The sequence below is a fragment of the Streptomyces sp. NBC_01241 genome (assembly GCF_041435435.1).
In the GTDB taxonomy this organism is placed as follows: Bacteria; Actinomycetota; Actinomycetes; order Streptomycetales; family Streptomycetaceae; genus Streptomyces.
The window spans coordinates 7414758-7429533 of sequence record NZ_CP108494.1 but is presented as its reverse complement, the minus strand read 5'-3'; the positions used below and the strand labels follow the sequence as shown (position 1 = coordinate 7429533).

Annotated in this window: 7 protein-coding genes; all 7 read right to left on the bottom strand. The window is 68.4% G+C overall.

The features are described 5' to 3' along the window. Positions 1 to 56: 56 nt before the first annotated feature. The 7 genes from OG306_RS33790 to OG306_RS33760 all read right to left on the bottom strand — a co-directional run bounded on the left by OG306_RS33790 (position 57) and on the right by OG306_RS33760 (position 14666). Positions 57 to 206 carry a hypothetical protein gene (locus OG306_RS33790; protein WP_266904843.1) on the bottom strand — a complete coding sequence of 50 codons (150 nt, stop codon included), beginning with the start codon at positions 204 to 206 and terminating at the stop codon, positions 57 to 59. Beyond that, positions 203 to 709 (bottom strand): hypothetical protein, encoded by a 507-nt coding sequence (locus OG306_RS33785; RefSeq protein WP_327258534.1) that lies wholly within the window; start codon positions 707 to 709, stop codon positions 203 to 205. The genes OG306_RS33790 and OG306_RS33785 overlap by 4 nt, the downstream gene beginning before the upstream one ends. A gap of 504 nt (positions 710 to 1213) precedes the next feature. Then, positions 1214 to 2137 (bottom strand): N-acetylmuramic acid 6-phosphate etherase, encoded by a 924-nt coding sequence (locus OG306_RS33780; protein WP_266904847.1) that lies wholly within the window; start codon positions 2135 to 2137, stop codon positions 1214 to 1216. After that, positions 2128 to 3135, bottom strand: coding sequence for a MurR/RpiR family transcriptional regulator (locus OG306_RS33775; RefSeq protein ID WP_266749997.1), 1008 nt, complete (start codon positions 3133 to 3135; stop codon positions 2128 to 2130). The genes OG306_RS33780 and OG306_RS33775 overlap by 10 nt, the downstream gene beginning before the upstream one ends. Before the next feature lie 672 nt (positions 3136 to 3807). Then, on the bottom strand, positions 3808 to 7962 hold the full coding sequence (locus OG306_RS33770) for a carboxypeptidase regulatory-like domain-containing protein (RefSeq protein ID WP_323187785.1): 4155 nt from the start codon (positions 7960 to 7962) through the stop codon (positions 3808 to 3810). Between the two features lie 755 nt (positions 7963 to 8717). Then, positions 8718 to 10109: an IS1380 family transposase gene (locus OG306_RS33765; protein ID WP_266749819.1), complete on the bottom strand. Its 1392-nt coding sequence runs from the start codon at positions 10107 to 10109 to the stop codon at positions 8718 to 8720. Between the two features lie 414 nt (positions 10110 to 10523). Then, positions 10524 to 14666 carry a carboxypeptidase regulatory-like domain-containing protein gene (locus OG306_RS33760; protein ID WP_371666041.1) on the bottom strand — a complete coding sequence of 1381 codons (4143 nt, stop codon included), beginning with the start codon at positions 14664 to 14666 and terminating at the stop codon, positions 10524 to 10526. Between the last annotated feature and the right edge of the window lie 110 nt (positions 14667 to 14776).

Below are 14776 nucleotides of genomic sequence, written 5' to 3'. Positions count from 1 at the left end.
TTATCGTGCCGAATCTCATGTCAACTCCCATGCGCGGTGGACGAGTGTTGCCGGAATCAGTACGACGGCATCGCCGGGGTGTCCATGCGGGCCTCCGCTTCGGAGGTGCCGGCGGGCCAAGATCCGCCGTTCTCCCAGTGGTCCTTGCTGGCATCGAGCGGACGCCCCTTGGTCTCCAGGGCCATCCTCCACATGAACAGCGTCATGATCGCCCCTTTTGTTCGTCGACGTTGTCGAAGTGGGTAAGTACGAGCAGTGCGTCGTCCGCCGGCAGCGTCCAGGCGCCAGTCGCCGCGGCTGCGGCCAGGCGGAGTGCGCCATCCAGTGGTTCGCCGTTGGATGCCACGATGCGTATGCGGGGGCGCAGTTCGCGTAGCCGTGCCTCGAACGGACCGAGAAGGGCGTCGCCGATCCGGAAGAGCTTGCCGGCGCACGCTATCGATGCGGATCCGTCGTCGGGGGCCGCGGCGTGCGCGGTCTCGGCCAGCGCCCGCCCGGCCCGGTTCAATATGGCGTGTGCCCGTGCGTCGCCGTCGTGGGCGCAGGCCGCGACGTCGGGGGCAAAAGCTGCCAGCAGACCCGCACGCTGTGGGCTGGGTTGGATCAGTCCCGACAGCCGCTGCGGAGGTCCGAACCGTCCTAGGAGCGCGTCGAGTAGTTGCGGGGAACCGTCCGGACGTCCGTCGTAGGCGCGCAGCGCCGCCTTCACGCCCTCGCAGCCTATCCAAGGCTCCGCCCCCCTCGTCGCCGAGGAGATGTCCCCAGCCGTCGGCTCTGCGCCAGCCTTCCCGGGGGGCAAGCCCCAGGCCGACGGCGCCCGTGCCGGCCGCGATCACGGCGCCCGGCATGGTGCCGAGCGTGGCGGCGTAGGCAGTCACCGCGTCACTCGCCAGTATCACGCGGCGCGCGCGGAAACGGTCGGCCAGTGCCTGCGGTAGTCGCTTGCGCAGATCGCCGCCGAGCAAGGCGAATCCGGTCGCGCCCACCGCGATGGTGTCGACCGTGGGGGGCATGTCGGCCGCGGGGTCGGCCAGCAGTGCCTCCAGGGCGGGGACGGCCAGTGCCAGCACGGCGGCGGCATCCAGGCCGGTCTCGCCGACTGTGGCCGGGACCGGCCGGTCGGTCCGGGGGCCCAGCGCATTCGATCCCAACTCCTGGACACCCACCCGCACTCCGGTGCCGCCCACATCCACGCCGGCCACCCGCACCGCGCTCACGACTCAGCCTGCGCTTCCACGGCCGAGCGCAGGGCATCCTTGACCGACCCTCCGTGGTGGGCCAGCAGGTGCCGGGCGCGGTCCGCGGGCAGGTCCGCAAGCAGCCCCAGCAGCGCAACTTGGGTGTCGCCGCCGGCCGCGGCCAGCGCCAGGCCCGCCGCGTCCGCATCCACACCGGCGGCCTCGCACAGGATGCGCACACTGCGGCGCCGCAGCTTGTCGTTGACCGCGGTCAGCGACACCATGAGGTTGGAATAGGTGCGCCCGAGGCGGACCATCACCGCGGTGGAGAAAGCGGTAAGCACCAGTTTCTGCGCGGTGCCGGCCTTCATCCGGGTGGACCCGGTGACCGCTTCCGGACCGGTCACCAACGCGATGTGCAGGTCCGCGTCGGCTGCCAGCGGTGCTCCCGGGTTCGCCGACACCAGCGCGGTGGCCGCGCCGCTCGCACTGGCCCGGCGCAGCGCGCCGCCAACGTAAGGGGTTGCACCGCTGGCGCTCAGCCCGATGACGAGGTCCGCCCCAGTGACCTCGGCCGCATCCAGTCCCCCAGCATCCGCGTCGTCCTCGACGTCCTCCACGGCCTCGGTCATGGCGGTGGGGCCGCCGGCCAGGTGCGCTACAAAAACTCCGGGTTCGACACCGAAGGTCGGCACTACTTCGGCGGCGTCGAGTACCCCGAAGCGGCCGGAGCAGCCGGCCCCGAAGTAGTGGATCCGGCCGCCGCCGCGCAGGACGCCCACGCCCAGGGCCACCAGTTGGGCGATCTCCTCGCGGGCGGCGCGTACGGCTTGCAGCGCCTGCAGGTCCTGGTCCGCGATCCGGTCGACGAGTTGGGGAACGCTCAGCTCGTCCAGGTCGTGCGTCGCCGGGTTGCGCAACTCGGTCAGGGGCGGCGGGACACTCTCCCTCACGGGCATGGTTGTTCCTCTCCTTCGCTGGTGCCGTCCTCGCCGTGGGGTAGCCGGTGCCGCTCCACCGCGCGGAAGGCGCGGCCAAACGCGGAGTTGGCGGCATCACGACCTTTGGCCTGGGCCAGGCGCACATACAGGCAGTCCACGACGAACAGTTGGCCGATGCGGCTGACAGTGGCCCCGGTGCGGAAAGGCGCCTCCCGTCCCGCAGAGCACAGCACCAGATCGGCCAGCTCGGCGATAGGGGATCCACCGTCGTTGGTCAGCGCGAGGGTCGTCGCACCGTGCAGGGCCGCCTCGCGCAGCGGATCGAGGGTCTCCCGGGTGCGGCCGGAGTGCGAGATACCGACGGCGACATCGCCGGGCCGCAGATGGGCCGCATTCATCAGGGCACGGTGCACATCGCAGAACGTCGAGCAGGGCAGGCCCAGATGCTGCAGCTTGTACTCCATGTCCGCCGCCACAAGTGCGCTCGACCCGACGCCGTACACCTCGATCCGCCGGGCTCGGGCAAGCAGCCGACTCGCCGCGTCCAACGCTGCGGTATCGAGCTGTTCCACACTGTCCTGAATGGCGCCGGCGTCCGCGTGCGCCATCTTCACCACAACCTCGGCGGCTGTGTCGTCGTGCTCGATATCGCCCTGCATGCCGACACGCAGCCGCCACCCGGAGTGCGCGTGCTGCACCGCCGCAGCAAGCCCCATCCGCAGCTCGGGGTAGCCGGCGAGCCCCAGCCGGCGGCAGAACCGGGTCACGGAGGTGTCCGAGACCTCGGCCCGCCGAGCGACCTGAGAGATGCTCAGCTGCGCCACCCCGGCTGGATCCTGCAGCACCACGTCCGCGATCGCCCGCTCCTTCACCGACAGCGAGGGCAGCAGTCCGCGCAGCCGAACCAGGACGCCGGCGGTGAAGTCCGGGGGGACGCCCTCTTCATTCATGTGGAAGATCCCAACATCTAGTCCGAGGTGACGTGAATCATCCACATGGCTGCGTGTGGGTGTCAAGGGTCCCCGCCTCGCGGGAGTTCCCGCAGACGGCCGGCGACCGAACGTCCGACCGGAATGACCGTTCAGGCAGACGCTGGGGAGCCCCCGGCGCGTCCCATGATTGAGTTCATGCATCGGCTGGCCCAACGCGCTCCCACCATGCCGACCACGGCTGCCAATGCACATCGACCAAGCTAGCAACACTCCTACTATGAGCGGGAGTTGAGGCACCCATAGGGTCAGTGGACGACAGTTACGACTGTGAGGACAAAGTCACCGTCGCCGTCACTCTCAAGGCCCTGATCCTCACGGTCCCCGACGAGCTGCGGCAGCAACTCCAGGGCCTGCCGAAGATGACCCTCATCGAACGATGCGCCGGCCTGCGGCCGGGCCCCGTGACCAGCCCAGCAGCCTCCGCGAAGCACTCCATACGCGCCATGGCCCGCCGCTGGAAAGATCTCCACGACGAGGTCGCGGAGATCGGGACCACGATCTGGGCATGCTCGCGCCGCGCCGCGCAGGTCGAAGCTGCCTGTCCGGCCGGTGAGTCGTCGAGGTCGACTGCTCATCTACGCCCGCTGCAGACCGGGGCGGCCGAGAAGGGTGGCGGCCCCGCCATCGGATCGGTGGCGGGGCCGCGACCTGTCCGTGCGGGCCGGGGCAGAGGCCGGCCCCGCACGGAGCGTCACATCAGGTGCAGATGCGGTCGGGTTTGAGAGAGAAGTCGGCCATGGTCGCCATGCCCTTCGTAATCTTGACCGATCGGGTCTGCGTCGCCCAGCCGTCCTTGGCCGCGATCACCGTGAGCGGGTTGTTGCTGACGTCGAGCCAGAGCATGTACTGACCGTTTCGGTCAGTCTTCAGCGTGTAGCTCGCCGTCTTCGAGGTTATCTGCACGGTCGCTCCGGTCAGCGGCGCCGACGTGCCGGTGCAGCCGACCCCGGTGACCGTCCCGGTGATCTTTCCCCAGGTCTTGGGCGGGGTCACCGTGAGCGTCACCGGGACCGACGGGATCGCCCCGTACGGGGTCTTCGCGCTGACCGTGAGCTCCGCGGTGAACGGGCCCGGCTGGGTGATCTCGGCGACGTTCGCGTTGAAACTCACGTTGACGTCGACGCTCTCGCCCGGCTGGATCGTCACCTCGGTCTTGTCCACCGAGAGCCAGGGGACTGCGACGCACTGGCCATAGCCGGGCAGCAGCTCGGAACTCTTGGCCGCGTCCCACCCTGCGGGGGAACCTCCGATCTTGTAGAAGCCGCAGGCGGAGCCGCCGCGGTAGACGGTGTTGTTGGAGTTGGGCAGCGCGGTCCAGGCGTTGGAACCCGGGTCGTAGGCGAAGCCCTGGTTGGTGATCGTGGTGAAGCCGTTGGTCACGCCGCCGGACACGAGGAACTTGCCGTCTGCCGCCGAGTAGCCCATCCCCCAGAGGTCGATCGGCAGGTCGGCAACGGCGATCCAGCTGTGGGACGACGGATCGTAGCTGTAGGCGTGCTTGGTGGCGCTGACCGGGGTCGCCCCGCCCGCGCAGTAGAGCTTGTTCGCGATGGCGCCGCAGCCGAGCCAGGAGATCGGCTCCGGATACGCCGTGCCCGAACTCCAGGAGTCCGACACCGGGTCGTACGTCTGCACGTCCGTCCCGCCACAGTCGTCGTACGTGCAGCCGCCGACGATGTAGATCTTGCCGCCCAGTACGGTCACGGCGGCGCCGGCGTACGGTTTCGGGTTTTCGGCGCCGGTGGACCAGGCGCCGGTCGCCGGGTCGTAGATCTCGGTCTTGGCCACCGGCCTCCCGTATGGGTCCCAGCCGCCGAAGACGTAGAGCTTGCCGCCGTAGGCGGCAGCCTGCGGCGCCGAACGGGCGATGCTCAGGTTCGGCAGGGCACTCCACGCCTCGGCGCCTGGGTCGTAGACGTAGGCGTTCTTGAAATCGGTTGCGCCGTCGTTTCCGGCGACCGAGTAGACCTTGCCGCCGAGGGTGGCCACGGCGTTGTCCATGACCGGTACGGGGTAGTCGGCCACCGTCGTCCACGGCGCCGCGTACGGCGTCGCCGAGGGCTTGGCGGCCGCCGTCTGCGTGGTCTTGCCGGGCCGGAATCGCAGGGGGCTGTAGTGTCCCTTCACCTCCTGCAGCGGAGCACCCTTCTGCGTCGCGGCGGGCTGGTGGCCGCCCGGCTGCTTACCGATCTCGGCGGTCACCGGGGCGGTTCCGGTGTTCTTCAAGGTCACGGCGGAGCTGCCCCGGCCCTTCCAGTCGACGGTCTTGCTGACCTGGGCCGGGACCGCGATCCGGGGTGCGGGCAGGGCGAACGTATCGTCAGATGCCTGGTCCGGGACCACGTTGACGGTGATGTCCTGTGGGCTGTAAGAGTTCCCCGCCGTGGCGGTGAACGTGTGCTTCCCGGTGAGCGAGGAGAACATCCAGTAGAAGCCGTCGCCCAGGTTCGGGTCGTTCGGCGTCGCCACCGAGGTCGTCTTCTCCGCGGGCTTGTCGACCGACGTCACCGAGGCGCCGTTGAGCCCGGCTCCGGTGTTCTTGTCGGTCACCTGGCCGAGGACCAGGCCGCCCGGCGTCGGGTCACACGTGCGGTCGCCGAGGAAGACGTCGTCGACCTGCCACCACCACCCAAAGCTGGCGGTGAAGTGGAACCTCACCTGGACATTGGCCTTGCCGGCGGCCTGGGACAGGTCCACGATGTCGGTCCGCGGCCCCCGGGCGGTGTCGGTGGTGTGGTGCCAGACGTTGTTCCACGTCTGGCCGCCGTCGACACTGAGATCGACGTCCCCGGTCTCGCCCGGGACGCTGTTGTAGTCGGTGCGGAAGGTCAGGGACGGGTGGGTTCGCTGGCTGAAGTCCATCACCGGGCTGATCAGCGAGCTGTCCTGTGAGTTGTTGCGGCCGTATTTCGCGCTGTCGATGATGGCGAAGCCGCCGGATCCGCCGGTCTTGTTGCCGCGCTTGCCGGGGTCGTTGAACACCCAGGTCTGGCCGTTACCGACCTTGTCGTCGACGGTCCAGCCCGACGGCACGGTGGTGCCGTCGAACGACTCGGTGGTGCCGTTGTCGTGGAGGTCGTACCCGGCCGCGCTGCAGGTAGTCCAGTCGACCGACGCGTTGACGTCATGCGTCACATCCGCCGAACCCACCTGCACGTCTTGAGAGTCCCGCTCGTAACCCGGATACAACGGGTCGACCTGCAGGGTGTAGCTGCTGGAGACGGGCACGCTCAGCGTGTACTTGCCCGTCTTGGGATCGGTATAGGCGACCGCCGTCGGCTCATCCTTGACCCGCACGGTCGCATACAGCGGCCAGCCGTGACCGGAACCGTCATGGACCGTGCCGGTGACGTTCACGCGCGACTTCGCGGTCAGCGCGAAGTTCTCGGTCGCCGTCTGACCGTCGGCGATCGCGACACCCGAAACGGTCTTCGTGGCGTACCCGAACTTGCTCGCACTGACGTCATGGGTTCCGAGTGGCGCGGTCAGGGTGTAACGGCCCTGCCCATCCGTCATCGTCGTGACGTCACCCACGCTGATCTTGGCCGAAGCCAGCGGATCGGTGCCGTCGGTGACGGTACCGATGACAGTGCCGTGCGGCGTGTAACGGAACGCGGCGACCCCGTTCGGGGTGCCGAGCCCGGTCGGCCCGTCATAACCCGCCGCTCCCTTGCACAGATACGCGGGCGTGCAACTTCCGTTGCTTCCGGACGTCACATCGTTCAGCGCGGACGGCTGGGCGTACGGGTAGGAGTTGGGCGCCGAACCCGCCGCCGGCGTCCCGGCCATCGCGTAGACCGAGGCGATGATCGGGGCGGACGCGCTGGTACCGCCGAAGATCTGCCAGCCACCGTGGTAGACCGCGACACCGGTGTTCGGGTTCGCGACCGCGGACACATCTGCGACCGCACGACGCGCGCAGCCGGTGTCCTGCTGGAAAGACGGCTTGGGCTCATACACCGAGCAGCCACTGCCCGCACCACTCCATGCGCTCTCGGTCCAGCCGCGGCTGGTGGAGGTGTCCTTGACCAGCGAGGTGCCACCGACCGCCGTCACATACGGCGACGCAGCCGGGTACGAGACGCCGTAACCGTTGTCACCGCTGCTGACAGTGATCGCGACACCGGGGTGGTTGAAGTAGGCGTCGTCGGCCTGGCTCTCGTCGGAACCTTCGTTGCCGCCATAGCTGTTGGAGACGTACTTGGCACCCTGGGCGACCGCCTGGTTCACGGCCGCGCCGAGGTTGGTCAGGTAGCTGTCGTCGGCCTCGACCAGCAGGATCTTGCAGGTCGGACATATCGCGCTGACCATGTCGATGTCCAGTGCGATCTCCCCGGCCCACCCGGCGTCCGCCGGCGGATAGTTCATGCCGCCGCGCTGGTCGATCTTCTTGAAGCAGCCATTGGCCGTGGTGCACGCCGGCAGCCCGTACTGCTGACGGTAAACGGCCAGGTCCGCCTCGGCGTTCGGGTTGTCGAACGCGTCGACGATCGCCACCGTCTCCGTGGAGCCGGCGGCGGGCAGGTTGTACGCGCTCTGCAGGTCTGCCGGACCGAAACCAGCGGGAGCGGCATTGGGCTGGACGCCCTTCGCCGCGATGACATCGGTGCGGACCATGGCAAGGCAGGACATCTCGCCGGCTTTTGACGGCGTGGCGCACACCCGATTGGCGGGGTGCCGGCCAGGCGAGTTGGGGCCGGCGGCCTTCGTAGTCGGGACAGGATCGTTGGCGGATGTGGTGGAGATGGTGGAGGCGGAGGCGGAGGCCGAGGCCGGTAAAGCGATCACCGTGAGTGCGGCGACGGCGAGCGCCACGATCAGCGCGCAGACGCGTCCGGCAGTCGTGGTCAACGCGACCGGACGCGACCTGCGACGCGATGGCCGCGCGGCAAGGGGATGAGACACGTACACCTCTCCTACGGGGTGCATGCAAACCCGAATCGTGAATTCCTAATCAGGCAGATCTCGGCTCAGTCGTACTTCTTCAGCCGCGACTCGTTTCCGCGGCCCAGCGTGCTTTAGTACTGACTGGCGTCGTGATCACGGGAGCTTTTCGGCCGGAGGATTTCGGCCGCGATCAAGCCGGGATTTCCGTCGCCGCCACAGTCCAAGGCAGATTCCAGCACGTGCTCACGAATCGTGGCCCTCGCCACTCCTCATGCGATGACGAAACGCGAGAAAATGTTCATTACCGTGCTTCCTGAAACTGGATCAACCGGACGGGGTCGGCACTTTCCAACCCCGAGGTGGCGCTCGGGGACACGAGGGTTTCGACAGGACACGGTGCACGAGAATTTGCTCGCCCCTTCTGCCGGACGACAGGTTCGCGCGGACTTTACGACCGGCGGCACAACCCCGTCATCGGCTGAATGTCGGGACGATCCCAGCGCCAGCCCGACGAATGTCGAATGGTGCAGACCCCGACGGCTCTACGCCCCCGCCTGAACCCGGATCCACCGGCTTGATTCCGGAGTGATCGTTTCGGGGTTGTCTTGGCGGTTGGCGAGATGATCTGGCTGTTCGGGCAGGGAGTATCCGCTGGTCTGTCCAGCTCTTCCACGTGTTCGGCGGTCTCGGGCCCTTGCGGGCGGGGTGGTCAGGGCTTCTCAGGCTGTGGGTGGTGGCGCGTGCACGAGGTCGAAGAGCTGGGTGAAGTCGTCGGCCCAGGGCCAGTGTTCGGGCAGGTGGAGGGTGAGGCGCCGGGCGGAGCGGGCCGGGCGGGCGGGCACGTTGATCAGGTGGTCGCGGATCGTTGCGGTGGTGGCCTTGGCGTGGAAGGCGGACGCCAGGGCGCCGGCGGCGCGGGTCAGATTGTGCGCGAGAGCGGCCAGCGCGAGCCAGGCGGCGTTCGCCTGGAAGTGCCCGGAGGGGGCGTGGGCGAACGGGCCGTTCTTCAAGTCCGCGATCACCTGTTCCACGACAGCGTGCCGCCTGTGCTCACGTTCGGCATCGGACAGGGAGAGCGGAGAGTCGGTGAACGCGGCGTGGTAGCGCCAGGTATCGAAGAGTGCGCCCTGTCCCTCGGGCACCGCTGCCGGGTTGAGCCGTTTGACGCGGCGCACGATCAGACGGGCGGTGGCCTGCTGCTTCTTCGGCTTGGAGGTGAAGGCGGTGTAGGTGGTCTCGGCTATCTCGGCGTCCGAGATCCAGCACTGCCCCTCCTCGTCCCACACGGCCTTGGGGTACTTGATCGCCTTCCACGCGGCTTCGTCGATGCCCGCGATCGCGGCCTTGACCGAGGCGTTCATCCGCACGGTGACCGAGAACCGGACGCCCAGGGCCCGGCAGGCGTTCACGATATTGGCGCCGTAGAACGCGGAGTCGGCCCGCACGACCAGCAGCCCGTTCGCGCCGCACGCTCTTGCGGTGCGGATCGATTCGGCGACGAACGCGGCCGCACCTCGGGCGGAGTTGGACGGTCCCTTGCGCAGGCGGGTGGCGACGATCACCGGAGCGGCCAGCGGGGTGGAGACGATCCCGATCAGCGCGTTCAAGCCCTTGACCTTGCTGTATCCGTAGCCGGCGCCCTGCTTGGCGTAGCCGTAGGTGCGACGGATCGTGTCGTCGATGTCCACGTAGGCCACTTGGTCGGCGCCGGGCAGCAGCGGGGTGTGCGCGGCCAGTTCGGGTAGGAACCGGCGGGCCACCGCGTGCAGTTGCTTCACGTGTCCGTGGCTGAAGGAGCGCAGGTACGAGCCCAGCGTGGACGGCGCCCGCACCCCGCTGAACAGCCGCGGCAGCCCACCGTGCCGCAGCCGGTCCATGTCATCGATGCTGTCCGCCCCGGCGACCATGCCGCCGACCAGCGACATCAGCTTCGCCGCGGGGAAGGCCCCGGTGCCGTCCGTCGAGGCCGGCAGCCGGACGTGCTCGTCGACGAGTGCGGGCAGTCCGCACCGCTCAGCCAGCCGCACCACCGGGGCCAGCCCGCCGTAGCCGACCAGATTCGGATCATCAAACCGTGCGGAGACCCTCGCTGCGGCATGGGAAGATTGCATCTCGGAAGTGCCCTCGTGGTCGTGCGTGCTGGAAGCGTGAAGAACTCCCATCATCGCAGGTCACAGGGCACTTCCTCGTTTCCGGAGAGGCTATCCACAGGCATCGAGCCGGTGGATCCGGGCTGAATATGCAAAAACACCTGGTCGGGCCGACTTTCGGCCAGGTGTGCCCAGCGACCTATGGCCCCGGCCAACTCGGCATGGCGTTCGAGCAGGGTCGCCACGCGCGGCATCGACCCGGTCGTTCCCCGGCCGCTCGTCGCCGATCAGCGGCCCGCAGCTGCCGTGCTCACCCCCGCCCGCTGCGGACCGGGGGCGGCCGAGAAGGATCGCGGCCCCGCCATCGGATCGATGGCGGGGCCGCGACCTGTCCGTGCGGGCCGGGGCAGAGCCCGGCCCGCACGGAGCGTCAGATCAGGTGCAGGTTTGTTTGAGAGAGAAGTCGGCCGTGGTCGCCTCACCCCCCTTGATCTTGACCGATCGGGCCTGCGGCGCCGAGCCGTCCTTGGACGCGGTCACCGTGAGCGGGCTGTTGCTGACGTCGAGCCAGAACACGTACTGACCGTTCCGGTCGGTCTTCAGGGTGTAGGTCGCCGTCTTCGAGGTAATCTGCACGGTCGCTCCGGTCAGCGGCGCCGACTTGCCGGCGCAGTCGACTCCGGTGACCGTCCCGGTGATCTTTCCCCAGGTCTTGGGCGGGTTCACCGTGAGCGTCACCGGAACCGACGCGATCGCGTACGGGGTCTGCGCCCTGACCGTGAGCAGCGCGGTGAACGTGCCCGGCTGGGTGATCTCGGCGACGTTCGCGTTGAAACTCACGTTGACGTCAACGCTCTCGCCCGGCTGGATCGTCACCTCGGTCTTGTCCTCTGAGAGCCAGGGGACATCGGTCGCGCAGTAGCCGGGCAGCAGCTCGGATTTCTTGGTCGCGGCCCACCCTCCGGTGGTACCTCCGATCTTGTAGAAGCCGCAGGCGGAACCGCCGCGGTAGACGGTGTTGTTGGCGTTGGGCAGCGCGGTCCAGGTGTCGGAACCCGGGTCGTAGGCGAAGCCCCGGTTGGTGATCGTGGTGAGGCCGTTGGTCACGCCGCCGGACACGAGGAGCTTGCCGTCCGACACCGAGTAGCCCATCCCCCACAGGTCGATCGGCAGGTCGGCGATGGGAGTCCATGTGGCGGATGCCGGGTCGTAGCTGTAGGCGTGCTTGGTGGAGGTAGTGCCCGGCGACCCGCCCGCGCAGTACAGCTTGTTCGCGATGGCGCCGCAGCCGAGAAGGGCGAGCGGCTCAGGGTAGGGCGTGGCCGAACTCCAGGAGTTCGAGGCCGGGTCGTACACCTGCACATCGGTCCTGTAGGAGCCGTTCATGGAGCCGCCGATGATGTAGATCTTGCCGCCCAGCACGGTCACGGCGCCGGCGCCACGCGGTTTCGGCATGTCGGCGCCTGCGGACCAAGTACGGCTCGCCGGGTCGTAGATCTCGGTCTTGGCCACGGGCGTGTATGCGTCCCAGCCGCCGAAGACGTAGATCTTGCCGCCATAGGCGGCCGCCTGCGCCGCCATGCGGCCGGCCCTCAGGTTCGGCAGAGCACTCCACGCTTGGGCGACCGGGTCGTAGACGTATGCCTTGTTCGAGACGGAAAAGATTCCGTCGGTTCCGGCGATCGAGTAGACCTTGCCGTCGAGGGTCACTACGGCGTTGTCCATGATCGTCGTGGGGTAGTCGGCCACCGTCGTCCACGGTGCCGCGTACGGCGTCGCCGACGGCTTGGCGGTCGCCGCCTGCGCGGTCTTGCCGGGCCGGAACGGCTCGGGGCTGAAGTGTCCCTTCACCTCCTGCAATGGAGCACCCTTCTGCGCCGCAGCGGGCTGGTGGCCGCCCGGCCACTCACCGATCTTGGCGGTCACCGGGGCGGTTCCGGTGTTCTTCAACGTCAGGGTGGAGCTGCCCTGGCCCTTCCAGTCGACGGTCTTGCTGACCTGGGCCGGGCTGACCTCGATCCGGGGTGCGGGCAGGGCGAACGTGCCGTCCGATGCCTGGTCCGGGGCCACGTTGACGGTGATGTCCTGGGCGCTGTAGCTGCTCCCCGCCGTGGCGGTGAACGTGTGCTCCCCGGTGAGCGAGGAGAACATCCAGTAGAAGCCGTCGCCCAGGTTCGGGTCGTTCGGCGTCGCCACCGAGGTCGTCTTCTCCGCGGGCTTGTCGACCGACGTCACCGAGGCGCCGTTGAGCCCGGCCCCGGTGTTCTTGTCGGTCACCTGGCCGAGGACCAGGCCGCCCGGTGCCGGGTCACACGTGCGGTCGCCGAGGTGGACGTCGTCGACCTGCCACCACCACCCAAGGCTGGCGGTGAAGTGGAACCTCACCTGGACGTTGGCCTTGCCGGCGGCCTGGGACAGGTCCACGAGCTCGGTCAGCGGCCCCCGGGCGCTGTCGGTGGTGTGGCGCCAGACGTTGTTCCACGTCTGGCCGCCGTCGACGCTGAGATCGACGCCCCCGGTCTCGCCCGAGAAGCCCTTGTAGTCGGTGCGGAAGGTCAGGGCCGGGTGGGTTCGCTGGCTGAAGTCCATGACCGGGCTGATCAGCGAGCTGTCCTGTGACTTGCCGACGCCGTATTTCGCGCTGTCGATGATGGCGAAGCCGCCGGACCCGCCGGTCTGGTTGCCGCGCTTGCCGGGGTCGTTGAACACCCAGGTCTGGCCGTTACCGACCTTGTCGTCGACGGTCCAGCCCGACGGCACGGTGGTGCCGTCGAACGACTCGGTGGTGCCTGTGTAGTGGAGGCCGTACCCGGCCGTGCTGCAGGTCGTCCAGTCGACCGACGCGTTGACGTCATGCGTCACATCCGCCGAACCCACCTGCACATCCTGAGAGTCCCGCTCGTAACCCGGATACAACGGGTCAACCTGCAGGGTGTAGTTGGCCCCGGCGGGCACACTCAGCGTGTACTTCCCCGTCCTGGGGTCGGTGTAGGCGACCGCCGTCGGCTCGCCCTTGACCCGCACGGTCGCATACAGCGGCCAGCCGTGACCGGAACCGTCATGGACCGTGCCGGTGACGTTCACGCGCGACTTCGCGGTCAGCGCGAAGTTCTCGGTCACCGTCTGGCCGTCGGCGATCGCGACACCCGAAACGGTCTTGGTGGCGTACCCGAACTTGCTCGCGCTGATGTCGTAGGTTCCCGGTGGAGCGATCAGGGTGTAGTGCCCCTGCCCGTCTGTCGTGGCCGTGACGTCACCCACGGTGACCTTGGCCGAAGCCAGCGGAGCGGTGCCGTCGGTGACGGTACCGCTGACAGTGCCGTGCGGCCCGGAGCGGAACGCGGCGACCCCGTTCGGGGTGCCGAGCCCGGTCGGCCCGTCATACCCCTCCCCTCCCGTGCACAGATACGCAGGGATGCAACTTCCGTTGCTTCCAGACGTCACATCGTTGAGCGCGTAGGGCTGGGCGTACGGGTAGGAGTTGGGTGCCGAACCCGCCGCCGGCGTCCCGGCCATCGCGTAGACCGAGGCGATGATCGGGGCGGACGCGCTGGTACCGCCGAAGATCTGCCAGCCATTGTTGTAAACCGCGACACCGGTGTTCGGGTCCGCGACCGCGGACACATCGGCGACCGCACGCCCCGCGCAGCCGGTGTCCTTCTGGAACGACGGCTTGGGCTCGAACCGCGAGCAGCCACTGCCCGCACCACTCCATGCGCTCTCGGTCCAACCGCGGCTGGTGGAGGTGTCCTTGACCAGCGAGGTGCCACCGACCGCCGTCACATACGGCGACGCGGCCGGATACTCCACCGCATAACCGTTGTCACCGCTGCTGACAGTGATCGCGACACCGGGGTGGTTGAAGTAGGCGTCGTCGGCCTGGGTCTCGTCGGAACCTTCGTTGCCGCCGTAGCTGTTGGAGACGTACTGGGCGCCCTGGGCGACCGCCTGGTTCACGGCCGCGCCAAGGTTGGTCATGTAGCTGTCGTCGGCCTCGACCAGCAGGATCTTGCAGGTCGGGCAGGTCGCGCTGACCATGTCGATGTCCAGTGCGATCTCCGCGGCCCACCCGGAGTTCGGTGGCGGATAGTTCGTGCCGCCGCGCTGGTCGATCTTCTTGAAGCAGCCATTGGCCGTGGTGCACGCCGGCAGCCCGTACTGCTGACGGTAGACGGCCAGGTCCGCCTCGGCGTTCGGGTTGTCGAACGCGTCGACGATCGCGACCGTCTCCGTGGAGCCGGCGGCGGGCAGGTTGTACGCGCTCTGCAGGTCTGCCGGACCGAAACCAGCGGGAGCGGCATTGGGCTGCACACCCTTCACCGCGGCGACATCGGTGCGGACCATTGCAAAGCAGGACATCTCGCCGGCTTTTGACGGCGTGGCGCACACCCGATTGGCGGGGTGCCGGCCAGGCGAGTTGGGGCCGGCGGCCTTCGTAGTCGGGACAGGATCGTTGGCGGATGTGGTGGAGATGGTGGAGGCGGAGGCGGAGGCCGAGGCCGGTAAAGCGATCACCGTGAGTGCGGCGACGGCGAGCGCCACGATCAGCGCGCAGACGCGTCCGGCAGTCGTGGTCAACGCGACCGGACGCGACCTGCGACGCGATGGCCGCGCGGCAAGGGGATGAGACACGTACACCTCTCCTACGGGGTGCATGCAAACCCGAATCGTGAATTCCTAATCAGGCA